The following is a 23,327-nucleotide window of genomic DNA, read 5'->3' on the forward strand; positions in this document are numbered from 1 at the left end:
GGATGTCGAAGCTGGGCCCGAGCCTATCAGCGACCCTCCAGGCACGAGCCCAGCCACCCGAGTGCGTCCACGGTGTGGTCGTTCCAGAACACCCGGGTGTGGCCGCCCTCCGCGTACGTCACGGGTTCCGGGGCGGCGGGCAGCCGCTCGACGACCGCGCGGACGTCGTCGTAGAAGCTGTCGTCGGTCCCGCACCACACCCCGAGCCGGAGTCGTTCCAGCGCGGAGAGGTCGGTCAGCGCCGGGTCCGTCGACGACACGGCCGGGCTGAAGAGCGCGACCGCGCGAGCCCACTCCGGGTGCTGGAGGGAGAACCGGAGCGCGCCGTACCCGCCGCGCGACCAGCCCCAGAGCGCGCACCGGGTGGCGTCGTACCCACGATCGGCCAACCACCGCGGCAGCTCCTCGCGCAGCATGGCGAACGGGTCCGACCCCGCAACCGGCACCCACCCCGAGGGACCGTCGTCGGTCCCGGCCAGCACGAACGGCTCCGCCCCTCCGTCCACCGCAGCGGTCACGAACCGGGGCAGACCGAAGTCCCGGAAGTCCGACACCGACGCGCTGGCGCCGTGCAGCACCACCACCACCGGGAGGCCCGCACCGTCGCCGTACCCGGCAGGAACGGAGCTGAACAGGGCGAGGCGGGTCCCCATCGCCGCGGAGGTGACGCTCTCCAGCCGCACCCGGCCCTCGGCGGCGTCCGGGATGTACGGGTCAGGCAGCAGGCCGAGCCCGCGACGCACCGACCAGGGCATCGCCTCCCACCCGACGGCGCCGGCGACGCCGGCGGCCGCGACTCCGGCGGTCCCGGCCAGGAGCCGACGCCGGCTGAGGCGAGGGCTCACGGATCGTGGCTCCGGCCGGTCCGCCCGACGCCCAGGGCGAGCAGACCCGCCAGGAGGGCGACCGTCGCCAGCCGCGCATCGTCGGCCAGGAGCAGGTCCGACATGTGCGGGCCGACCGAGGCCAGCGAGGCACAACCGGCGACCGCGGCCAGGACGACCGTCGCCGGGACCCACTCCAGCCAGGCCGACGCGACGATCGCGAGTCCCCAGGGCCCCGCGTAGAGCAGCCCGACCGCTCCCCAGGTGGTGACCGCGCGCTCGTGGCCGTCCAGCATCAGGAGGGGGAGCAACGAGGTGACCGCCACGCCCGCCACCAGCAGCACGGACCGTGCCCGCGGGGCCTTCCGACCGATCACCCGGTCGAGGACCAGCTGGGCCACCGCCACCCCCACCGCGACCAACGCGGTCGCGGCCAGCAGCACCGCCAGGGCCTGGAGGACCCGGGTCTCCCCGGGATAGCCGCCCATTCCCTGCGCCGGCTTCCAGTGCCGCGCGGCGACGGCTCCGGTGCCGGTCAGCTGCGCCGCGGCGACCAGTGCGACGCCTGCGGCACCGCTGCGCCACCTCCGGCCGGCCGGACCGTCAGGGGCCACGACCAGGACCGCACCGGCCGCAGCGACGGCGGCGACGAGCAGCCAGGTCCACCAGGGGTAGATCGTCTGGCCGCTCGCGTAGCGCCACCGGGTCAGCGGGACCGAGGGCCAGTTCAGCACCGCGCCGATGAGCACGGCGCAGCCCACCAGCGCCAAGCCGCGCACGCCGAGCCACCGCACCTGCGAGCCCATGGTGCGCACGCTAGGGGCGCGGTCCGGCGCCGACCTTCCGACGGGGCGGTTCTCCCCCATCGGGGGTACGCCGCTGCGCCGTCAGGCGAGCTTGCCGTCGAGCACGGTCGCCTTGCCGCGGAGGAACGTCGCGACCACGCGGCCCGGCAGCTCCATGCCGGCGTACGGCGTGTTGCGGCTCAGGCTCGCGGACTCCACCGGGTCGACCGTGCGGCGCGCGGCAGGGTCGTAGAGCACGACGTTGGCGGGCTCACCGGCCTCGACCGGGCGGCCGTGCTGGTCGGAGATCCGGCCGATCCGCGCCGGGGCGTAGGACATCCGCTCGGCGACCGCCGCCCAGTCAAGCAGGCCGGTGTCGACCATGGTCTGCTGCACGATCGAGAGCGCGGTCTCGAGGCCGAGCATGCCGAACGCGGCGGCCGCCCACTCGCAGTCCTTGTCCTCGTGCGGGTGCGGCGCGTGGTCGGTGGCGACGATGTCGATGGTGCCGTCGGCCAGGCCGGCCTTGACCGCCTCGACGTCGGCGGCCGTGCGCAGCGGCGGGTTGACCTTGTAGATCGGGTCGTAGGTGGCGGCGAGCTCGTCGGTGAGCAGCAGGTGGTGCGGGCAGGCCTCGGCGGTGACGTCGACGCCCTTGCTCTTGGCCCACCGCACGATGTCGACCGACCCGGCGGTGCTGAGGTGGCAGACGTGCAGGCGGGACCCGACGTGCTCGGCGAGCAGGACGTCGCGGGCGATGATCGCCTCCTCGGCGACCGCCGGCCAGCCGGCCAGCCCGAGGCGGCCGGACAGCTCGCCCTCGTTCATCTGCGCGGCCTCGGTCAGCCGCGGCTCCTGGGCGTGCTGGGCGACGACGCCGTCGAACGCCTTGACGTACTCCAGCGCCCGGCGCATCAGCACCGCGTCGCTCACGCACTTGCCGTCGTCGGAGAACACCCGGACCCGGGCCGCGGAGTCGGCCATCGCGCCGAGCTCGGCGAGCCGTTCGCCCTGGAGGCCGACCGTGACCGCGCCGACCGGGAACACGTCGCAGTAGCCGGCCTCGCGGCCCAGCCGCCAGACCTGCTCGACGACGCCCGCGGTGTCGGCCACCGGCTCGGTGTTGGCCATCGCGTGCACCGCGGTGAAGCCGCCCATCGCGGCCGCCCGGGTGCCGGTCTCGACCGTCTCGGCGTCCTCCCGGCCGGGCTCGCGCAGGTGGGTGTGCAGGTCGACCAGGCCGGGCAGCGCGATCAGGCCGCTGGCGTCGATCACCTCGGCGCCCGCCTCGTCGGCCCCGGCGTGGATCACGCCGTCCTTCAGCAGCAGGTCCGTCGGCGTACCCCCGAGGACGGAGACGTTCTTGATCAGGTAGGTCGTCATCAGGTGTCGCTCTCGTTTCCACCGAGGAGGAGGTACAGGACGGCCATCCGCACGGCGACGCCGTTGGTGACCTGCTCGACGATCACGGACCGCTGGCTGTCGGCCACGTCCGCGGTGATCTCCATGCCGCGGACCATCGGCCCCGGGTGCATGACGATCGTGTGGTCCTGGAGCGTGGCCATCCGGCGGCCGTCGAGCCCGTAGCGGCGGGAGTACTCGCGCGCGGTCGGGAAGAACCCGCCGTTCATCCGCTCGGCCTGGACGCGCAGCATCATCACCGCGTCGGCCTTCGGGATGACCGCGTCGAGGTCGTAGGACGTCTCGACCGGCCAGGTGTCGATGCCGACCGGCAGCAGCGTCGGCGGGGCGACCAGGGTGACCTCGGCGCCGAGCGTGTGCAGCAGCAGCGCGTTGGACCGGGCGACCCGGCTGTGCAGCACGTCGCCGACGATCGCGATCCGGCGGCCGTCGAGGCTGGGCTTGCTCCCGGGGCTGAGGTGGCGGGTCATCGTGAACGCGTCGAGCAGCGCCTGGGTCGGGTGCTCGTGGGTGCCGTCGCCGGCGTTGACCACGCTGGAGCGGACCCAGCCGGAGTGCGCGAGCCGGTGCGGGGCGCCGCTGGCGCCGTGCCGGACGACGACCGCGTCGGCGCCCATCGCCTCGAGCGTGAGCGCTGTGTCCTTGAGGCTCTCGCCCTTGGAGAGGCTCGAGCCCTTCGCGGCGAAGTTGATGACGTCCGCGCTGAGCCGCTTGGCCGCGGCCTCGAACGAGATGCGCGTGCGGGTGGAGTCCTCGAAGAAGAGGTTCACCACGGTGCGGCCGCGCAGCGCGGGCAGCTTCTTGATCGGCCGGTCGGCGAGCTCGCGGAGCTCGGCGGCGGTCCGCAGGACCAGCTCGGCGTCGTCGCGGCTCAGGTCGCCGGCGCTGAGGAGGTGACGCTTCATGCGCTCACCCCCTGGATGGTCACGGCGTCGACCTCGTCGACGGCGGCCAGGGTGACCTTGACCCGCTCGACCAGCGAGGTCGGGAGGTTCTTGCCGACGAAGTCGGCGCGGATCGGCAGCTCGCGGTGGCCGCGGTCGACCAGGACCGCCAGGCGCACCGCCTTGGGCCGGCCGATGTCGTTGAGGGCGTCCAGCGCCGCGCGGATGGTGCGGCCCGAGAACAGCACGTCGTCGACGAGGACGACCGTGCGGTCGTCGATCCCGCCAGGCGGGATCTCGGTCGGCAGCAGCGCGCGGGCCGGCTTCATCCGCAGGTCGTCGCGGTACATCGTGACGTCGAGCGAGCCGACCGGCACGTCGTACCCCTCGACGGCGGCGATGCGCTCGGCGATCCGCTTGGCCAGCGGCACGCCGCGGCTCGGGATGCCGAGGAGGACGAGATCCGCGCCGCCCTTGTTGCGCTCGAGGATCTCGTGGGAGATGCGGGTCAGGGCCCGGGAGATGTCGCGCTCGTCGAGGACGACGCGAGCGTGTTCGTCAGGGTGCGCAGGCAAGAGCCTCGGACCTCCTTCTCCGCCTCACGGGACGGCTCGTTAAAGGATGTCGGTTCCGGTGGTCACCCTACCCCGCGACCGGCCGCTCCCCAGGACCGGCTCGGCGGTTTTCTCGGTGGCTGGACGAAACGCCGAGTCGGCGCCAGTTACCGGTAACTGGCGCCGACTCGGCGTGAGCAGGGAGTGAATTCACGCCGACTCGACGTCGAGGAGGACCTTGCCGATCGCCCCGCCCTCCACCGCGTCGTGGGCGGCGGCGGTCTGCTCGAGCGGGAAGTGGTGCAGGGGTACGCCGGCGTCCTCGCCCACCCGCAGGGCGCCGGCGGCGATCGCGGCACTGACGTCCTCGACCGCCGCGCGGACGAGGCCGCCGTCGAGCGTGTAGAGGATGAGGAACTGGAAGCGGAGGTTCTTCCCGAAGGCCGCCCGCAACGGCATGGTCAGTTCGTCGCCGCCGTTGTTGGCGTAGATGCTGACCAGGCCGTGCACCTTCACGACCTCCAGGTCGAGGGCGACGTTCTGCGCCGGGGCGACCTCGACCGCGATGTCGACGCCGTCGGGGGCGATCTCCCTGATCGCCGCGGCGGCGTCCTGCTCGCGGTAGTTCACGACGTGGTGGGCGCCGGCCCGCCGGGCCAGCTCGGCCTTCTCCTCGCTGCTGACGGTGGTGACCACCGTGGCGCCGGACCAGCGGGCGAGCTGGATCGCGGCGTTGCCGACCGCACCCGCTCCCCCGGCCACCAGCACGACCCGGCCCTCCAGCGCGCTCGGCCCGAGCCGCGCCGGGCCGAACTCGTGGGCGGTGAGCGCCCGGTGCGCGGTCACCGCCGGCACCCCGACCGACGCGCCGAGGTCGAAGTCCGCGTTGTCGGGCAGCGGCACGACGTTCGCCACGGGCTGGACCGTGTACTCCGCCGCTGTGCCGAAGGCACGGCCGTGCTGCGCGAGCACCAGCCACACCCGGTCACCCGGCGCGAAGCCGGTGACCCCGGCACCGACTGCGTCCACGACACCCGCACCGTCCTGGCCGGGCACCACCTCGTCGTACCCGGTCATCATGCCGGCACGGAACTTCCAGTCCGTCGGGTTCACGCCCGCGCGGACCAGCCGGACCCGGACCTCGCCGGAGCCGGGCTCCGGGACGTCTCGTTCGACGACCTCCAGGACGGACGACGGGCCGGTCTCGCGATAGACGACTGCGCGCATGGCTTCCTCTCAGGGTTTCGGGTACCAGGGGCGTAACCCGACCTTAGGAGGATCCATGCCCGAGCTGCCCTTCCCCGACGACGTCCGTGCGCTGCTGGAGAAGCCGAACCCCGCCGTCGTGGCGACGCTGCGCTCCGACGGCGCGCCGGTCACCGTCGCGACGTGGTACCTGCTCGACGGCGACCGGATCCTGCTCAACATGGACCGCACGCGGGTCCGCCTCCAGCACCTGCGCCGCGACCCGAGGGTCAGCCTGACCGTGCTCGACGAGTCCGACTGGTACACCCACGTCTCGCTCGTCGGCGCCGTCGAGGAGATGTACGACGACGAGGGGCTCGCCGACATCGACCGGTTGAGCATCCACTACGGCGGAGAGGCCTACCCGGACCGCGAGTCGCCGCGGGTCTCCGCGTGGATGAGGGTCGAGCGCTGGCACGGCTGGGGCGCCGCGAAGGCCTGACACGACACCCGACACGACGCCCGACACGACGCCCGGACGAGACTGACCCGCCACGTATGGCTCCCCGAGAGGGGCCACACGTGACGGGTCAGCGGATCGTGGGGCCTAGAGGGCGGCCGCCATCCCGGCGCACGCCTTGAGCCACTGCATCTTGGTGTTCTCCGACAGCTGGGCGTAGGGCACGACCGAGCCGGCGACGAGGGCCGGGTCGTAGGGCACGCGGTACACGCCGCGCGTGCGCTGCTGGTACACGTCGACGAGGTCGTCGGCCAGCTTGGTGTCGACCTGCGCCGACGGGTCGGAGAGGACCGTGACGGCCTTGTACTTGAGGTTCTGGTAGCCGGCGTCTTGGAGGGCGTCGAGCATCCAGAGGCCGCTGTAGCCGGTGTCCTCGCGAACCGTCGAGGTGACGACCAGGAGGTCGGCGGCGCCGGCGGCCGCGAGCCAGTTCTCGGCGCGCATGTTGTTGCCGGTGTCGATGAGGATGATGCGGTAGAACCGCTCGAGCAGCTTGTGCACGGCGTCGAAGTCCTGCGCCCGGATCGTCCCGGTCACGTCGGGCCGCTCGTCGGAGGCGAGCACGTCGAAGTGGGCGTCACCCTGGGCGCGGACGAACGCGCCGAGGTCGCCGATCCGCGACTGGTAGACGTCGGTGAACCGGTCGAGGTCCTCGAGCAGCTCCCGCGTGGTGTTGCGGTGGCTACTGCGGGTGCCGCGGATGCCGAGGGTGCCGCGGGTCTCGTTGTTGTCCCAGGCGACCACGCCGCCACCGCGCACCGTGCCGAAGGTGTAGCCGGCCGCGAGGACGCCGGTGGTCTTCGCGGCGCCGCCCTTGGGGTTGATGAAGGCGATGGTCCGCGGGCCGTCGAAGTCCTTCTGGATCATCCGGCGGTCGTCCTCGTAGGCCATCTCGGCCGCGCCCATCTTCGGCGTGATCAGGCCGCCGGTCCAGCGGTGGACGCCGCCGCGCCAGCCCCACGTCGGCGGACCGTAGCCCTGGTCGGCCTCGCGCCGGTCGAGGAAGTCCGTCGCGGTCATGAACCGCCGCACCTCGGGCTCCTGCCCGAGCTCCGGGGTCGCCTCGGGGGTCGCCCCCGGGGTCGCCTCCGGCACCACGGGCGTCGCGGCTGCCGGGACCGCCGGCACCTGCGCCTGCGGACGGTACGCTGGGGGCGGGGACGACGGCGGCGGGCTGGTCGGCATCGGGGCCGTCGGCAGGACCGGCGCGGGCGCCTCCGCGGGTGCCTCCGCGGCCGCCGGCTGCTGGCCGGGGAGGGGGTCGGACAGCGGGTCGCACAGCGGGTCGGACAGCGGGTCGGACAGCGGGTCCGAGCGCACGCTGGACCCGCGGCCCTCGGGCCGGGCGGCGTACTGGGCGAGGTCCTCGGGCTGGTACAGCCGGTCGCTCGTGTCGTCGTGGTCCTGTCGCGAGCCGGCCGAGCTCCACTCCTGCGACACGGGCTGGTACAGCCGGTCGCTCGTGTCGTCGTGGTCCTGTCGCGAGCCGGCCGAGCTCCACTCCTGCGACATCGGATCCTCCCTCTGGCAAGCAGGACCGTCCTGCTCAGGCACCCCGTTCCCCTCATTCCCGCAGATCACACCCGGAAACGCGGATGGCTGGTGCACCTGGCCCGCTCACCCAAATGCGGTAGTTCAGCGCACCCTTCCCCCGGAGCCGGTCCCGCGTGGTCCGATGTCGCTACGACTGTGCGGGGCGGTCGAGGCGAGGTCGGCGTTGGTTGGGCTGGTCCGCAGCCCGCCGATGCCGCATGCCGCCCGGACGGTTCGAGGAGGCGTCGTGAGGAATCTGTTCCGGTTCGCCCTCGGATGCACCCTCCTCCTGACAGGAGCCTTGACGGTGGTCGCCACCGGTGAGCTGGCGCACGCCGACCCTGACGCGCGCCCCGGGGTGGTGGCGGAGCGACCTCGGGACGCGGGGGTGCACGCGATCGACGGCGAGGTTCGCACGGTGGCTCAGGTGGGCGGCTCGGTGGTGATCGGCGGCAACTTCACCCGGGTCGGTCCGGTCACCCGCGGCGCCGTCGGCGTCGTCGACACCGCGAACAAGACGTTCGCGCCCGGATTCCCCGACGTCGTCGGCTCGGTCAGCGTGGCGGTTCCCGACGGCTCCGGCGGCTGGTACCTCGGCGGTTCGTTCTCGAGCGTGGGCGGCGTCACCCGCACGAACCTGGCCCAGGTCGACTCGGCCGGCCAGGTGACCTCGTTCGATCCAGCGCCGAACGGTGCGGTGCTGGACCTCGCGACGGCGAGCAACGGCGACGTGCTCGCCGCCGGGGGTTTCACCACGATCGCCGGGCAGACCGCGCGAGGCGTGGGACGGCTCGCCTCCGGCGGCACCTTGGTCTGGGGCGCCACCATCACCGGCGGAACGGTGCGCGCCCTCGCCCTGTCCGCCGACGGATCGCTCGTCTACGTGGGTGGCGACTTCTCGCAGGTCGACGGCACGGCGTTCCGCCGCCTGGCCGCCCTGGACGCCACCACCGGCACCCGCCACGCGACCTTCGCGGTCGGGACGCCCAACCAGCGGGTCAACGACATCGTCGTCCGCGGCAGCGGCGAGGTGCTGATCACCGGCTCGTTCACCGCCGTCGGCGGTACCGCGCGGGTGCGGCTGGCCAACCTGGACGGCACCTCGGGGGCGCTGGGATCGCTCAACGTCAACGTGAACAACACGGTCAACGACATGGAGCTCGACGACGCCGGCAACGTGATCTATCTGGCCGGAACGTTCGGCAGTGTCGGTGGATCGAGCCGCAACCGCCTGGCCGGCGTCAGCCTCGCCGGCGCTGGGGCGGTGACGTCGCTGACCCTGACCGCCATCACGGGCAGCCTGTCCGCGGTCACGCTCGACGGCAACGGCGGCCTCTACATCGGCGGCGCGTTCCAGATCACGCCGGAGAAGGACAACCCGGGCGTGGTCGCCCGGGTCGCGATCGACACCAACGCCGTCACGGCTGTGGTGCCCTACTACGAGACGCCGCGCAGCCTGGCCCGCACGCCGGTCAGCGGCACCAGCGGTGCCCTGGCCCTCGTCCGCAGCGGCGGCTCGCTTCTGGTAGCCGGCGACTTCTCCGACTACGGCCAGACCGCGCGGAACGGCCTGGCGGCGTACGACCTCACGACGGGGGCGCTGCGCTCGGACTTCAACCCGGCGCCCGATGGCCAGGTCAACATCGTGAAGGCCTCGGCCGACGCCCAGTCGGTCTTCGTCGGCGGCGAGTTCCTCACCATCGCCGGGCAGGCGCACAGCCGGATCGCGAAGCTGGACATCGCTACGGGTCTCAACCGCCCCGGCTTCAGTGCAGCCGCCGACTCCTACGTCAAGGACATGGCCGTCCGTAGCGACGGCACCACGGTCTACGTGGGCGGCAACTTCGACTACTTCAACGGGGGCCTTGTCCACCGTCTCGTAGCGGTCAACGCTGCCACCGGCGCCACTGCTGCCGACTTCAGCATGCCGCTCACCGAGCCGACCAACGACTTCAGCGAGGGTGGGCTCCGGGCGATGGCCTTGTCGCCGGACGAGACCCGGCTGATGGTCATCGGCAACTTCCGCAAGATCGCCGGCGTCGACCGTCCGCTGGTCGCCCAGATCGCCCTCGACGGACCGTCCGCCACGGTCACCGACTGGCGCACCGAGGTCTACGACCAACCCTGTGCCCGCAGCGGCAAGATCGGGTTCATGCGGGACGTGGACATCGACCCGAACGGCCAGACGTTCTACGTCGTCAGCGCCGGTCACATCTACTACCCCGCCTGCGACACCCTGAACGCGTTCCCGATGGCTCCGGGTGGCGCCAACGTCCAGCCACTGTGGTCGGACAAGATCGGCGACACGATGGAGGCCGTCGCGGCCGACCGGGACGCGATCTACCTCAGCGGCCACTTCCGCTACCTCGAGACCGAGACGAGGACCGAGCCGCGGTTCCAGATCGCCGCGGTCGACCCCGACACCGGCGAGGGGATCAACTGGGTCCCGAACGCTGGTGGGTTCCGCGGTGTGCTGACCGTCGAGCTCGAGCCCGCCGGGTTGTTCGCCGGCAGCGACGGCAACGCCTTCGGCGGGGTCAACCACGGCCGCAACGCCTTCTGGCCGACGCCCGCGCCCGGTATCGAGGTCCGCAAGGCGCCGACCCGCGCCTGGGTACTGGCGCCGTCCGGCACGGTGGCCAACGAGATCCGCGTGCAGAACACGTTCGCCGACCGATCCCTCACCGTCACCGGTCTCAGCGACGCCAGGATGGGCAACCTCAACGGCTCGGGGACCTGCTCCCTGCCCCAGACCCTCGCCGCCGGCCAGATGTACAGCTGCACCACGGCGACCGAGACGATCAGCGGGACCGCGCCGAGCGACGTCCGTTCCACCGTGACCGCCACCGCCGACGCCGGCGGCCCGACCGTCACCGACACCGATACCTCGCTCGTGCAGGTGATCGCCAGCGCGACCACGTTCCGGCTGCGGACCGTGGTCGGTCCCGCGCAGGTCACGTACCCCGGCACCACGGCACGGTTCAACGTCACGATGATGAACCTCGACCTCGAGCGAGCCACGACGGTCACCAGCCTCACCAGCCCGACGTTCGGCGACGTCTCCTCCGAGTGCGGGCTGCCGAAGGTCGTCGGGCCCAACCAGCTCATCAACTGCCACGTGGACCGGTTCGTGACGGGGTCGGTGGGCTCGAAGCCCAGCTACAGCTTCACCGGCACCGCTACCTACAACACCGGCGCCCTGACCTCCACCAGCTCCACGAGCGCCACGGTCAACCCGCCGGTCGGCGGCACCAAGGTGCTCGCCGTCGTCGGCAACCCAGCGGCCCTGACGGGTGCGGACAACAAGGTCACCGACTTCGTCGAGGACAACTACTCGATCACCTATGCCGATGACAACACCGTCCAGGTCTCAGACGTCCTGCAGGACTACTCCTTCGTGATCCTCTACCCGAGCGTGGTCGAGGCACGGCTCGGGACGCGGCTGCGCGACCTGGACCGTCCGGTCATGGTGCTCCACAGCCGGATGCTCGACGAGATGGGGATGGCTGCAGTCGGCGGCGGGAGCGTGACGGGGACGACCGTGTCCATGGTCACCTCGATGCACCCACTGTCGGTCGCCCTCGCCGGGACCCAGACCATCAACAAGGCCGCCGCGGCGATCGGCTTCGCCACGCCGGCTCCCTCCGCCGACGTCATCTCCGAGGTCCCAGGCAGTGGCGCCACCGAGTTCGCCTACCAGGCGGGCGACGCCATGGCCGTGGGTACGGCGCCGTCGTGCCGCGTGTTCTTCAACGGCGTCACGCCCACGCAGCTGAACACGGTCGGGACGAACCTGTTCAACCGGGCCGCGGCGTACTCCGCGTACAACTGCGGTAGGAACATGCTGTGGACCTCCGCCGGCAACGGCACCACGACCTACGCCGGTGACGGCGTCCAGTCGGTCGCCCGTGGGCTCAGCTCGCCCTACGGCCTGGCGATCGACAGCCAGAACCGGGTCTACGTCGCCGACTCGGCGCTTCACGCGGTGCGCCGGATCAACACCGACGGCACCATCACCACGGTCGCCGGCACGGGCGTCTCCGGTGCCACCGGCGACGGCGGTCCCGCCACCGCGGCCCGGCTCAACACGCCGGTGCGGCTGGCCTTCGACACGGCGGGCAACCTCTACATCGCCGACTCCGGCAACAACAAGATCCGCAGGGTGACACCGGCCGGGATCATCTCCACCGTCGCCGGCACCGGGACGGCCGGAAGCACCGGCGACGGCGGCCAAGCCACCGCGGCACGGCTCCGCTCGCCCTACGACGTGGCCTTCGGCCCCGACGGGTCGATGTACATCGCGGACCGCGGCAACCACAAGATCCGCAGGGTCGCCACCAACGGCGTCATCACCACGTTCGCCGGGACCGGCGCCGCCGGCTACACCGGCGACGACATCCCGGCGACCTCCGCACGGCTGAGCAACCCTTACGGCGTCGACGTCGACGCGGACGGCAACGTCTACATCGCCGACTTCGACAACGAGCGGGTGCGCAAGGTCGATACCAACAAGATCATCACCACGTTCGCGGGCACCGGCATCGCCACCATCGACGGCGACGGCGGCCCGGCGACCGAGGCCGGCCTGCACAAGCCGATGTACGTCTTCGCCGCACCATCAGGCGACCTCTACATCGGCGAGTCCAACAACAACCGGATCCGCATCGTCCACGACGGCGCCATCGACACCCTCGCGGGCAGTGGCGTGTTCGGCTACGTCGGCGACGGCGGTGCCCCTCTGTTCTCGACCTGGCAGCGCCCCTCGTCCATGGCGTTGGACTCCTCGGGCAACCTCTGGGTCGCCGACCGGGTCAACCGCCGGATCCGGGTGATCAACGCCAGTTGATCACATGATGAGGGGCACCGGCTGGTCCACCTAGCCCTCGCCGAGGTGCTTCGCGCGGGCCAGCGTGAACAGCCCGAAGCAGGCCAGCCCGAGCCCGATCGCGCACAGCAGCACCGGGCCGAACGGCTGGTCGAGCACCTCGAAGAGCGCCTGGTCGAGGCCGCCGGACTTCTTCGCGTCGTGGGTGATCGCGGCGTAGCCGAACAGGCCGCCGACCATCGCGAACGCGACTCCGCGCGCGGCGAACCCGATCCGCCCGAACCAGAGGTACGCCGTCCCGGTGGACCCGCTGCGACCCTCGTGGTCGAGCTGATCGGCGAACTTGTCCGTCCAGGCCTTGTAGATCTCGTAGAGGCCGTAGCCGATGATGCCGAGCGCGACGGCACCGACGAGCAGCTGCCCGCCGGGCAGGTTCATCAGCGTGGCGGTCCAGGTCTCCTCGCCCTTGCCCGACGAGCCCGAGCCGGTGGCGACCTTGATGCCGCTGATGCCGATCGCCACGTAGATGACCGCCTGGACCGCGGCCGTCGCCCGGTCCTTGAGCTCGTCCGCGGCCACCACCTCGATCGCCTTCCAGATGGCCAGCACGAAGAGCCCCAGGGAGACGACCCACACCAGGACCCCGCCCAGGGGCTGCTCGGCGAGCTGTCGCATCGCCCCGGAGCTCGACGGCTTGCCCTCCCGGTCGCCGAACGCGAGCTGGAGCGCCAGCCAGGCGATCATCAGGTAGACGATGGCGAGCGCGACGTAGCCGATGCGCGCCAGGTGCCTCAGGCGGTCGTCATCCCAGCTCAGCGAGGGCAGACTCGATCGCCCGGTGGAACGTGGGGTAGGCATAGATCATCGACCTCAACGTGGCGACGGGGACCGCCGCGTGGACCGCGACGGCGAGGAAGCCGAGGATCTCACCGCCCGCGGGGCCCATGGCTGTCGCTCCGACCAGCACGCCGCGGTCGGCATCCTCGACGACCTTGATCACCCCGTGCCCACCCGCACCGTGGGTGAAACCGCGCGAGGAGCCGGCCAGGGCGGTCGTGCCGGTGCGCACGCTCAGCCCGGCGTCGCGGGCCTGCTGCTCGGTCATGCCCACGCCGCCGACCTCCGGGTCGGTGAAGGTCGTGTGCGGCACCGCGTGGTAGCGCGCGGGTGCGCCGCCGTGCCCCAGGACGTCGCGCAGCGCGACCGCGGACTGGTACATCGAGACGTGCGTGAACGCGCCGTGCCCGGTGACGTCGCCGATCGCCCAGAGCTTCTCCCCCGCCCGCAGCCACTCGTCGACCTCGACGGTCCGCGGGGCCGGGTCCAGGCCGACGGTCTCCAGCCCGAGGTCGTCGAGGTTCGGCGTGCGGCCGGCGGCGACCAGCAGCTTGTCGGCGGTCAGCTCCTCCCCGGTGTCGAGGGAGAGTGTGAACGCGCCGTCGGCGTACGACGCCCGCTGGAGCTCGACCCCGGTGAGGACGCGGATGCCCTCCTCGACGAAGACCCTCTCGAGCAGCTCGGCGGCCTCGGGCTCGTCGCCGGGCAGCAGCCGGGGGCCGTGCTGGACGAGCGTCACGCGGACCCCGAAGCGGGCGAACACCTGCGCCATCTCGCAGCCGATCGGGCCGCCGCCGAGCACCACCAGGGACCCCGGCAGCTCGGTGAGCCGCACGGCGTCGCGGTTGGTCCAGTACGGCGTGTCCGCGAGCCCGTCGACGGGCGGGACCGCCGGCCGGGTGCCGGTGTTGAGCACGACGCCGCGACGGGCCGTGAAGGCCTGGGTCTCCCCCGCCACGTCGACGGCGACCTCGCCCACGCCGGCCAGCCGGGCGATCCCGTGGCGGATCGTCGCACCCGCGTCGCGCAGCCGGTCGACCGCGATCGAGTCGTCCCAGTGGGTCGTGGCGTCCTCGTCGATGCGGCGGGCGACCACCGACCAGGCCGGCGTGATGGACGCCTCGCCCGCCAGACCGGGCGCCCGGCGTACCTCCGCGACCAGGTCGCTCCCGCGGACCATCATCTTGGTGGGGATGCAGCCGTAGTAGGGGCACTCGCCGCCGACGAGGTGCCGGTCGACCGCGACCACCTCGAGGCCCGCCCTGGCCGCGCCCGCGGCGAGGGCCTCGCCGCCGGGCCCGAGTCCGATGACGACCAGGTCGACCTCGCGAGCGCTCATGCGCTCAGACTAGAGACCCCTTGTTCCGGAGGATCGCCCCGAGCACGCCGTTGACGAACTGCGGGGACTCGTCGGTGGAGAGCTCCTGCACCAGCGCCGTCGCCTCCGCGACCGCGACCGCGTCGGGCACGTCGTCGGCGTAGAGGACCTCCCAGGTGCCGAGCCGCAGCACGTTGCGGTCGACGGCCGGCATGCGGGACAGCGTCCAGCCCTCGGCGTACGACGCGACGACCTCGTCGATGCGGGCCCGCTGCTCCTCGACGCCGCGGACGAGGACCCCGGTGTAGTCGTTCGTCGGGCCGTCACCCTCGGCGACGGCGCGCTCGAGCGCCTCGACCGCCGACTCGCCGCGCAGCTCCGACGCGTAGAGGAGGTCCAGTGCCCGCTTGCGGGCCTTGGAGCGAGCAGCCATCAGGCCTTCACGCGCCCCATGTACGACGAGTCGCGAGTGTCGACCTTGACCTTCTCGCCCTGGTTGATGAAGAGCGGCACCTGGATCTCGTGGCCGGTCTCCAGCGTGGCCGGCTTGGTGCGGCCGGTGGCGGAGTCGCCGGCGAGGCCGGGCTCGGTGAAGGTGATGGTGAGCTCGACCGAGGCCGGCAGCTCGATGAACAGCACGCGGCCCTCGTTGGTGGCCACCACGGCCTCCTGGTTCTCCAGGAGGAAGTTCGCCGCGTTGCCGACGATGTCGGGGCTGATCTCGAGCTGCTCGTAGGACTGGACGTCCATGAAGACGTACGACGAGCCGTCGTTGTAGAGGTACTGCATCGAGCGGCGGTCGACCGTGGCGGTCTCGACCTTGGTGCCGGCGTTGAAGGTCTTGTCGACGGTCTTGTTCGACTCGACGTTCTTGAGCTTGGTGCGCACGAAGGCCGGGCCCTTGCCGGGCTTCACGTGCTGGAACTCCACGACGGACCAGAGCTGACCGTCGATGTTGAGGACCATGCCGTTCTTGAGGTCGTTCGTCGTTGCCATGCGCGCGTGTCAGCCTTCGTACGTCGGGAGGAGTTCCGTGGGCGGCCCGGTGGCCGGGCGCCAACGGGGAACTCTATCGGCTGGACGCCGCGAATCAGGAACCGGCGAGCTCCCAGACGACCTTGACGGTGACCGCGCCCTTCTCCCGGCCGGCCCGGATCGGCAGCTTCGCCGCCAGGTCGCGGGCGGCGTAGGCAGCCCCGGCGTAGACCGGCGTCGGCACCGGCCTCGCGTGGACCTCCTGGAGCGTCAGCACCTCGCCGAGATCCTGACCCGACGCCTCGGCGTACTGCTTCGCCTTGGCGGTCGCCTCCGCCACGGCGGCCTCGCGTGCCCGCTCCATCACCGCGGACTCGTCGCCGACCAGCAGGCGGAGGTCGCTGACGCGGACGTCGTTCCCGCCCGACTCCACCGCCGCGGACACGGCGGCGCCGCCCCTCCTCAGCTCGCGGACGAGCACGGTCGCGCGCTGGCCGACCCGGTAGCCGATCAGCGTCGGCGGGTCGTAGGGGTGGTAGTCGTACACCGGGCTCATCGACAGCCCGGTCGTCTGCACGTCGCGGCGCGCCACGCCCGCGTCCTCGAGGACCCCGAGCACCCGCTCCATCGTGGCGCTGGCCGCCGCGAGCGCGTCGTCGAGGTCCGCACGCGTGAGGGTCACCCCGAGGTCGAAGGAGAGCTGGTCGGGCACGGCGGTCGCCTCGCCGGTGCCGGTCATCGTCAGCTGGCGGGCGGTGCTCGCGGGGTCGGGCTGCTCCTCGGCCGCCTGGGCCGGGGCGCCTGCGCCACTACCGCTGCCGAGGAGGTAGGCGACCACCAGGGCCAGGGCCACCAGGGCCGCCACCAGGATGCTGCGCACGCTCACCGTCACGTTGCCGTTCATGGCGGTGGGACGGGCGCCCCGCCCGGTCGGTTCCGACACCCCTGGCCGGGCAGCCTGTCGCGACGTCGAGTTGGGCGGCAATCGCCATCGAGTCGGGCTCGGTTCGCGCCGCGCAGCGAATCCGGCCCGATTCAACGGCGAATCGGGCCCAACTCAACGTCGGGCGAGGAGCTCCAGGGCGAGGCGGTAGCCGTCGACGCCGTGGCCGGCGATCACCTCGACGGCGTACGGCGTGACGACGGAGGTGTGCCGGAACTCCTCCGGACGCTGGCGGGGGTCGGAGATGTGGACCTCCACCAGCGGCGCGGTGAGCTGCGCGCAGGCATCGAAGATCGCGTAGGAGTAGTGGGTCCACGCGGCGGCGTTGAGCACGACCGGGTTGCCGTCGTCGGCGGCGGCGTTCAGCCAGTCGAGCATCTCGCCCTCGTGGTTGGTCTGCCGCACCTCGACCTCGAGCCCGAGCGCACGGCCCCACTCCACGCACTGGTGGGCGAGCTCGGCGTGGGTGGTGCTGCCGTAGATCTCGGGCTGCCGGCGGCCCAGGCGGCCCAGGTTGGGGCCGTTGAGCACCAGGACGCGGGTCACTTCTTGCCGCCGATCGCGGTGTAGGCGTCGCGGAGGTCGACGACCGAGGGTCCGGCGAGCACGGTCGGCTCCGCGATGTCGGAGAGCACCACGAACCGCAGCTGCGAGCCGCGGGCCTTCTTGTCGACCTTCATCGCGCGGTGCAGGTCGTCGAAGGAGGCCCGGGAGTACGTCGTGGGCAGCCCCACCCGCGCGAACGCATGGTGGTGCCGCGCGACGACCTCGGGAGCGAGGGTGCCGGCGCGGGCGGCGAGCTCGGCGACGTACACGCACCCGATGGAGACCGCCTCGCCGTGGCGGATGCGGTAGTTCTCGTTGCGCTCGATGGCGTGCGCCATCGTGTGGCCGTAGTTGAGGACCTCGCGGCCGGGGTGGCCGTGGGTGCCGCCGGTCTCGCGGAGGTCCGCGGAGACCACGTCGACCTTCACCCGGATCGCGCGCTCGACCAGCTCGCGGAGGACCGGCGAGTCGGCGCTGAGCGTGTCGACGTCGTGGTCCTCGACCAGGTCGAGGATGACCGGGTCGGCGATGAAGCCGCACTTCACGACCTCGCCGAGCCCCGCGACCAGCTCGGCCCGCGGCAGCGAGCGCAGCGTGGAGAGGTCGCAGAGCACGCCGGCGGGCTCGTGGAAGGAGCCGACGAGGTTCTTGCCGCTGCGCGTGTTGATCCCGGTCTTGCCGCCGACCGCCGCGTCGACCATGCCGAGCAGGGTGGTCGGGACGTGCACGACCCGCACGCCGCGCAGCCAGGTCGCGGCCACGAAGCCGCCCAGGTCGGTGGTCGCGCCGCCGCCGAAGGTGACGACCGCGTCGGAGCGGGTGAACCCGGCGTCGCCGAGCGCCTCCCAGCACGACGCCGCCACCGCCGCCTTCTTCGCGCGCTCGCCGTCCGGGATCGGCAGCACCATCACGTCGTACGCCGCCGCCAGCGAGTCGAGCACCGGGTTGACCAGCTCCGCCAGCGCGTCGGAGAAGACGACCGCGACCCGCTGGACCCCGACGCCGAGCATCTGCGGGAGCTGGTCGGCCAGGTCGTGGCCGACCACGACGTCGTACGGGGACGCGCCGGAGACCCGGAGCACGGTCTCGCGCAGCTTCCTCGCCATCAGGGGGCCTTCCTCGCCAGCGTCGTCACGATCTCCTCCGCGACATCCTGCGGGGAGCGTCCGTCGGTGTCCACGACCAGGGTCGCGACGGACTCATAGACCGGCGTCCGCTCGTCCAGGAGCGCCTTGATCCGACCGCGGACGTTGCCGAGCAGCAGGGGGCGGGACGTACCCAGTCCGACCCGCTTCACCGCGTCGGCCAGGCCGACGCGCAGGAAGACCACCTCGTGCCCGGCGAGCAGGTCGCGGGTCCCGGGGTCGAGCACCGCTCCCCCGCCGAGCGCCAGGACGCCGTCGTGGGTGGCGACCGCCTCGGCGACCGCGGCGCGCTCGAGGGTGCGGAAGGCCGCCTCGCCCTCGTCGACGAAGATCTCGGAGATCGGCCGGCCGGCCGTCGCCTCCACGTCGTGGTCGGTGTCGCGCGCGGTCGTGCCGAGCCGGCGGGCGACCAGGCCCGCGACCGTGGTCTTGCCCGCTCCCATGGGGCCGATGAGGACGATCATCGGTAGCGCAGGCTGTCCAGGTAGCTCTCGGCGTTGCGCCGGGTCTCGGCCACCGAGTCGCCGCCGAACTTCTCCAGCACCGCGTCGGCCAGCACCAGCGCGACCATCGCCTCGGCGACGATGCCGGCGGCCGGGACCGCGCAGACGTCCGAGCGCTGGTGGTGGGCCACCGACTCCTCGCCGGTGGCGACGTCGACGGTGCGCAGCGCGCGGGGCACGGTGGCGATCGGCTTCATCGCGGCGCGCACGCGCAGGACCTCGCCGGTGCTCATGCCCCCCTCGGTGCCGCCGGAGCGGCCGCTCACGCGGCGGATGCCCTCGTCGGTGGGCACGATCTCGTCGTGCGCGAGCGAGCCCGGCGTCGCGGCGAGCTCGAAGCCGTCGCCGACCTCGACGCCCTTGATCGCCTGGATGCCCATGAGGGCACCGGCCAGCCGGGCGTCGAGCCGCCGGTCCCAGTGCACGTGGGAGCCCAGGCCCGGCGGGAGGCCGTGCACGACCACCTCGACGACGCCGCCGAGCGTGTCGCCGTCCTTGTGGGCCTGGTCGATCCGCTCGACCATCCGCTTGCTGGTGTCGGAGTCGAGGCACCGCACCTCGTCGGCGTCGAGCCGGGCGACGTCGTCGGCCTGCGGCCACAGCCCGGACGGGGCGCGGACGCCGCCGAGCTCGATGACGTGGGAGACGATCCGGGCGCCGACGGCCTGCTCGAGGAAGTTCGACGCGACCCGGCCGAGCGCGACGCGGGCGGCGGTCTCGCGGGCGGAGGCGCGCTCGAGGATCGGGCGGGCGTCGCCGAAGTCGTACTTCTGCATGCCGACCAGGTCGGCGTGGCCCGGGCGCGGCCGGGTCAGCGGGGCGTTGCGGGCCAGCGCCTCGAGCTCGACCGGGTCGACGGGGTCGGCCGACATGACCTTCTCCCACTTCGGCCACTCGGTGTTGCCGACCTCGATGGCGACCGGGCCGCCCTGGCTCTCGCCGTGGCGGACGCCTCCGACGAGGGTGACCTCGTCCCGCTCGAACTTCATCCGCGCGCCCCGGCCGTACCCGAGGCGCCGGCGCGCGAGGGCGTCGGCGATGTCGTCGGAGGTCACCCGGACATGGGCGGGCAGCCCCTCCAGGATCGCGACCAGGGAGGGGCCGTGGGACTCACCCGCAGTCAGCCAGCGCAGCATGGGACCAGTCTTTCACGAGGGTTCCGCTGCAGATTCGGGTCACCCCCCGACGAGACGGGACCAGACCGGGTCGCCGAGCACGACGCCGGCGAGCGCCCCGCCCAGCAGGAACGGCCCGAACGGGTAGGACGCCCCCAGCACCGCCCGGCTGCGCCGGAACACCGCGACGACGAGGCCGGGCACCGCGAACACCAGGAACGCCCCGTAGATGCCGACCGCGACCTCCGCCCAGCCCAGGTAGCCGAGCGCGAACCCGAGGATCGCGGAGAGCCGCACGTCGCCGTACCCCATGCCCGGCGGGTGGATCCACCACAGCGCGTAGAAGATCCCGAAGACCACGGCGGTGGCGATCCCGGCGCGGACCAGCGCGTCCGGGTCGCGCTCGAGGTACGCCGTGAGGCAGCCGAGCAGCACGACGGCCACGAGCGCCGGGCGCACCACGGCGGTCGGCAGCAGGCGGGTGCGCAGGTCCACGAGCGCGAGAGCGACGCCGACCGGGACGAGCGGGAGCAGGTAGAGCAGCGGCCACGTCATCCCGACGCCGAGCCCGACGAGCGCGCCGGAGACGAGGCACAGTGCGACGGCGACGGTGCCGAGCGCGGGAGCGGCCGCGACGACGGCGTACGACGGCTTGGCGTGCTCCGTTGCGTCGGCAGGGTCCGGCTCCGGCTCGGGTATCCGCGCGATCAGGCTCGGGACGAGGAGGCCGGCGGCACTGCACCCGACCGCGCCGAGCGCGACCGCCGCCGGGTCGGCGCTCACCCCACCGTCCGCCGGGCGGCGAGCTCGCGCTCGCCGGCGGCGCGCATCGCGTCGAGCGGGCCGGCCACGCCGGTGAACAGCTCGAACTGCAGCACGGCCTGGTGGACCAGCAGGTCCAGCCCACCGACCAGCACCCGGTCCTCGCCCACGGATGCCGCGAGCGGCGTGGGCCAGGTCTCGTAGACGACCTCGAAGACCACCGGGGCGCCCGCGCACCGGGCGACCAGCCCGGAGTCCTGTGCGGCGACCGGGATGGTCGAGACGACCACCTCACCGACCACGTCGCCACCGGTGAGGGGCAGGACCTCGACGTGCGGCTCGCTGGGGTGCGCCTCGATCGCGCCGACGGTCGGAAGCGCGCGCCGCGGGTCCCGGGCCAGCAGCCGGACCGACGTCGCGCCCAGCTCGCAGAGCGCCAGGCCCGTCGAGGCCGCGGTCGCTCCGGCACCCAGCACGGTGGCGGTGGTGACCGGGCCGTCGTAGCGCTCGCGCACGGCGGCGACCGCACCCGGCAGGTCGGTGTTGTCGGCCAGGACGACCTGCCCGTCCTCGAGCACCAGCGTGTTGACGCCGCCGGCCAGCCGGGCGCGGTCGGTCAGCCGGGCGCCGGTGACCGCGAGGCCCGCCCGCTTGTGCGGCATGGTCACCGACAGCCCGCGCCACGAGGCGTCGAGGCCGCGCACGAACTCGGCCAGCCCTCCGTCGGGGACCCGGACGGCGTCGTACTCCCAGTCCAGGCCGGCGGCGGCGTACCCTGCGCGGTGCAGGGTGGGTGAGAGCGAGTGGGCGATCGGGTCACCCAGCACGGCGCACCTCATCGCGGGCGCGGCCGGGTGTTCAGCAGGCACCGCCCGACTCGTTCGCGCAGTAGTCGCGGAGCTCGTCCTTGTACTCGAGGAACTCGTCGTAGGTCTCGGCGAACTTGGTCTCACCCGTCTTCAGGTTGACCGTGACGTAGTAGTACCAGTCGCCGTCCGCCGGGTGGGTCGCCGCGCGGATGGCCGCGTCGCCGGGTGCCTCGATCGGGCCGGGCGGCAGGCCGGGGTACTTGTAGGTGTTGTACGGCGAGTCGATCTGGAGGTCGTCCTCGGTCGGGACCGCGCCCAGGTCGTTGCCGGCGGCGTAGTTGACCGTCGCGTCGATCTGGAGCAGCCCGTTGGTCTCCGAGCCGGTGAGCCGGTTGTAGATGACCCGGGCGATCTTGGGCATGTCGTCGCCGCGGCCCTCGGACTCGACCAGGCTGGCGATCGTCATGAGCTCGGCGGGCGTGTAGCCGAGCTCAGCGGCGGCCGCCTCGAGGTCGGCGTCCTCGGCCGCCTGCTCCCAGCGGTCGACCATCGCGCTGAGCATCGAGGCGGGCGTGGCGTCCGGTCCGAAGTCGTAGGTCGCCGGGAAGAGGTAGCCCTCGGCCTCGCCCTCGGCGTAGTCGGGCAGGCCGAGCTTGGCCGGGTCGGCGAGGACCTTCTCGAAGGCCGACGCCTTGAAGTCGGTCTGGTCGGCGAGGATCGCGACCGTGTCCTCCACCGTCAGCCCCTCGGGGATGGTCACCGTGGCCTTCACCATGTTGGACGGGTCGACCAGGATCGAGACGACGTCGTCGGCCGCCATCTCCTTCTTCAGCGCGAAGAAGCCCGGCTGGAGGTTGGCCCAGTCCGGGTTGCCGTTCGCGGCCACGGTGAAGGCCTCCACCGAGGCGACGACGCCCTGCTCCTTGAGCCGGCGGCCGATCGCCGCGGCGTTGTCGCCGCTCACGACCTCGAACGTGACCTTGCCGCGGCCCGGCCCGTCGAAGTCCTCGGCGGACTGGAACTGCTCCTCGATCTTGTCGATGCCCCACGTCGCGACGAAGTAGAGCCCGCCGACGATCACCGCCAGCGCCACCAGCACCGCCAGGCAGCCGGGCAGGCTGCGGCGCTTCTTGCCGCGGCGGCGCCCGCCGGGGCTCTGCTCGCCCAGGAACGACTCCTGCTCGTGCTCCCCCAGGGTCTGGTCGTGCTCGTCCGTCATGCGGTCTCCTCGACGATCTCCCCCGGTGCGTTCCCGGTCGTGCGTTCGGTATCCAGGGCGTGCTGCAGGATGAGCACGGCTGCTGCCTGGTCGACCACGGCGCGCCGCTTGCCCCCCGTGCGGCCCTGGTCGCGCAGCATAGCCTCCGCGGAAACCGTGGTCATGCGCTCGTCGACCAGGCGCACGGGCACCGGGGCCACCCGACGGGCCAGCGCGGCGGCGAACTCGCGCACCTTGACCGCTGCGGGTCCCTCCCGTCCGGACAGCGACCGGGGTAGCCCGACGACGACCTCCAGGACGGTCGAGCCGGCCTCCTCCTCGGCGAGGATCCCGGCGATCCGGGCGAGGTCGCCCTTGCCGCGGCGGACGGTCTCGACCGGCGTCGCGAGGAACCCGGACGGGTCGCTCCGCGCGACCCCGATCCGGGCGTCTCCCGGGTCGATGCCGAGGCGTACGCCGTGGCGCATCAGACCGTGTCCTCCGCCCCTCGGTCGTCGCGAGCGGTGCCTCCGCGGGATGCATCGCCAGGCGGGGGAGGGAGACGGGACGGAGTCCCGGCGACCGACGACAACGCAGCGAGGCGCCCGCGGGGCGCCGCGCAGCAGGCCATGGGGGTGGAGGAC

General features: G+C 72.6%; 22 protein-coding genes. 2 read left to right on the forward strand and 20 right to left on the reverse strand.

Annotated elements, in window-relative coordinates; all coding sequences use genetic code 11:
- Nucleotides 1-26: 26 nt before the first annotated feature.
- The 6 genes from ACYQ0U_RS12255 to ACYQ0U_RS12280 form a co-directional block, all read right to left on the reverse strand.
- Nucleotides 27-845, reverse strand: coding sequence for an alpha/beta hydrolase (locus tag ACYQ0U_RS12255; protein WP_459973190.1), 819 nt, complete (start codon nucleotides 843-845; stop codon nucleotides 27-29).
- Nucleotides 842-1,630 carry a hypothetical protein gene (locus ACYQ0U_RS12260; RefSeq protein WP_459973192.1) on the reverse strand — a complete coding sequence of 263 codons (789 nt, stop codon included), beginning with the start codon at nucleotides 1,628-1,630 and terminating at the stop codon, nucleotides 842-844. The genes ACYQ0U_RS12255 and ACYQ0U_RS12260 overlap by 4 nt, the downstream gene beginning before the upstream one ends.
- An 81-nt stretch (nucleotides 1,631-1,711) precedes the next feature.
- Nucleotides 1,712-2,992: a dihydroorotase gene (locus tag ACYQ0U_RS12265; protein ID WP_459973194.1), complete on the reverse strand. Its 1,281-nt coding sequence runs from the start codon at nucleotides 2,990-2,992 to the stop codon at nucleotides 1,712-1,714.
- Nucleotides 2,992-3,936: an aspartate carbamoyltransferase catalytic subunit gene (locus tag ACYQ0U_RS12270; protein ID WP_459973196.1), complete on the reverse strand. Its 945-nt coding sequence runs from the start codon at nucleotides 3,934-3,936 to the stop codon at nucleotides 2,992-2,994. Before ACYQ0U_RS12270 ends, ACYQ0U_RS12265 begins: the two co-directional genes overlap by 1 nt.
- Nucleotides 3,933-4,490 carry a bifunctional pyr operon transcriptional regulator/uracil phosphoribosyltransferase PyrR gene (gene pyrR, locus ACYQ0U_RS12275; protein ID WP_459973198.1) on the reverse strand — a complete coding sequence of 186 codons (558 nt, stop codon included), beginning with the start codon at nucleotides 4,488-4,490 and terminating at the stop codon, nucleotides 3,933-3,935. Before pyrR ends, ACYQ0U_RS12270 begins: the two co-directional genes overlap by 4 nt.
- A gap of 189 nt (nucleotides 4,491-4,679) precedes the next feature.
- Nucleotides 4,680-5,696, reverse strand: coding sequence for an NADPH:quinone reductase (locus ACYQ0U_RS12280; protein WP_459973201.1), 1,017 nt, complete (start codon nucleotides 5,694-5,696; stop codon nucleotides 4,680-4,682).
- A 55-nt stretch (nucleotides 5,697-5,751) separates the two neighbouring features.
- On the opposite strand from ACYQ0U_RS12280, the gene ACYQ0U_RS12285 reads away from it, so the two are divergent.
- Nucleotides 5,752-6,156: a PPOX class F420-dependent oxidoreductase gene (locus tag ACYQ0U_RS12285; protein WP_459973203.1), complete on the forward strand. Its 405-nt coding sequence runs from the start codon at nucleotides 5,752-5,754 to the stop codon at nucleotides 6,154-6,156.
- 105 nt (nucleotides 6,157-6,261) lie between these two features.
- Here the strand turns inward: ACYQ0U_RS12285 and ACYQ0U_RS12290 are convergent, their stop codons facing one another.
- Nucleotides 6,262-7,686 (reverse strand): MinD/ParA family ATP-binding protein, encoded by a 1,425-nt coding sequence (locus ACYQ0U_RS12290; RefSeq protein WP_459973205.1) that lies wholly within the window; start codon nucleotides 7,684-7,686, stop codon nucleotides 6,262-6,264.
- Nucleotides 7,687-7,954: 268 nt separating this feature from the next.
- Between ACYQ0U_RS12290 and ACYQ0U_RS12295 the strand changes: the two genes are divergently transcribed.
- Nucleotides 7,955-12,553, forward strand: a complete 4,599-nt coding sequence (locus ACYQ0U_RS12295) for an NHL domain-containing protein (protein ID WP_459973207.1) — start codon at nucleotides 7,955-7,957, stop codon at nucleotides 12,551-12,553.
- A gap of 30 nt (nucleotides 12,554-12,583) precedes the next feature.
- On the opposite strand, the gene ACYQ0U_RS12300 is transcribed toward ACYQ0U_RS12295, so the two are convergent.
- From ACYQ0U_RS12300 to ruvX, 13 genes are all read right to left on the reverse strand, one after another.
- Nucleotides 12,584-13,390, reverse strand: coding sequence for a DUF1206 domain-containing protein (locus ACYQ0U_RS12300; protein WP_459973209.1), 807 nt, complete (start codon nucleotides 13,388-13,390; stop codon nucleotides 12,584-12,586).
- Nucleotides 13,335-14,708, reverse strand: coding sequence for a dihydrolipoyl dehydrogenase family protein (locus ACYQ0U_RS12305; RefSeq protein ID WP_459973211.1), 1,374 nt, complete (start codon nucleotides 14,706-14,708; stop codon nucleotides 13,335-13,337). Before ACYQ0U_RS12305 ends, ACYQ0U_RS12300 begins: the two co-directional genes overlap by 56 nt.
- A gap of 4 nt (nucleotides 14,709-14,712) precedes the next feature.
- On the reverse strand, nucleotides 14,713-15,120 hold the full coding sequence (gene nusB, locus ACYQ0U_RS12310; RefSeq protein ID WP_459973213.1) for a transcription antitermination factor NusB: 408 nt from the start codon (nucleotides 15,118-15,120) through the stop codon (nucleotides 14,713-14,715).
- A complete protein-coding gene (gene efp, locus ACYQ0U_RS12315) occupies nucleotides 15,120-15,683 on the reverse strand; it encodes an elongation factor P (protein ID WP_459973215.1) in 564 nt (187 codons plus the stop codon). Before efp ends, nusB begins: the two co-directional genes overlap by 1 nt.
- Nucleotides 15,684-15,777: 94 nt before the next feature.
- Nucleotides 15,778-16,605: an SIMPL domain-containing protein gene (locus tag ACYQ0U_RS12320; protein WP_459973218.1), complete on the reverse strand. Its 828-nt coding sequence runs from the start codon at nucleotides 16,603-16,605 to the stop codon at nucleotides 15,778-15,780.
- A 114-nt stretch (nucleotides 16,606-16,719) separates the two neighbouring features.
- Complete coding sequence (locus ACYQ0U_RS12325; RefSeq protein ID WP_459973220.1) at nucleotides 16,720-17,151, reverse strand: type II 3-dehydroquinate dehydratase; 432 nt, start codon at nucleotides 17,149-17,151, stop codon at nucleotides 16,720-16,722.
- Nucleotides 17,148-18,257, reverse strand: coding sequence for a 3-dehydroquinate synthase (aroB, locus tag ACYQ0U_RS12330; protein WP_459973222.1), 1,110 nt, complete (start codon nucleotides 18,255-18,257; stop codon nucleotides 17,148-17,150). The genes ACYQ0U_RS12325 and aroB overlap by 4 nt, the downstream gene beginning before the upstream one ends.
- Complete coding sequence (locus ACYQ0U_RS12335; protein WP_459973224.1) at nucleotides 18,257-18,760, reverse strand: shikimate kinase; 504 nt, start codon at nucleotides 18,758-18,760, stop codon at nucleotides 18,257-18,259. Before ACYQ0U_RS12335 ends, aroB begins: the two co-directional genes overlap by 1 nt.
- Complete coding sequence (gene aroC, locus ACYQ0U_RS12340) at nucleotides 18,757-19,935, reverse strand: chorismate synthase (protein WP_459973226.1); 1,179 nt, start codon at nucleotides 19,933-19,935, stop codon at nucleotides 18,757-18,759. Before aroC ends, ACYQ0U_RS12335 begins: the two co-directional genes overlap by 4 nt.
- Nucleotides 19,936-19,974: 39 nt before the next feature.
- Complete coding sequence (locus ACYQ0U_RS12345; RefSeq protein WP_459973227.1) at nucleotides 19,975-20,697, reverse strand: prepilin peptidase; 723 nt, start codon at nucleotides 20,695-20,697, stop codon at nucleotides 19,975-19,977.
- Complete coding sequence (locus tag ACYQ0U_RS12350; RefSeq protein WP_459973229.1) at nucleotides 20,694-21,545, reverse strand: shikimate dehydrogenase; 852 nt, start codon at nucleotides 21,543-21,545, stop codon at nucleotides 20,694-20,696. The genes ACYQ0U_RS12345 and ACYQ0U_RS12350 overlap by 4 nt, the downstream gene beginning before the upstream one ends.
- Entirely contained in the window at nucleotides 21,535-22,704 is a 1,170-nt protein-coding gene (gene mltG, locus ACYQ0U_RS12355) for an endolytic transglycosylase MltG (protein WP_459973231.1), read from the reverse strand. Before mltG ends, ACYQ0U_RS12350 begins: the two co-directional genes overlap by 11 nt.
- Nucleotides 22,701-23,171 (reverse strand): Holliday junction resolvase RuvX, encoded by a 471-nt coding sequence (gene ruvX, locus ACYQ0U_RS12360; protein ID WP_459973233.1) that lies wholly within the window; start codon nucleotides 23,169-23,171, stop codon nucleotides 22,701-22,703. The genes mltG and ruvX overlap by 4 nt, the downstream gene beginning before the upstream one ends.
- Nucleotides 23,172-23,327 lie beyond the last annotated feature (156 nt).

It is taken from the genome of Nocardioides pyridinolyticus (assembly GCF_054653575.1).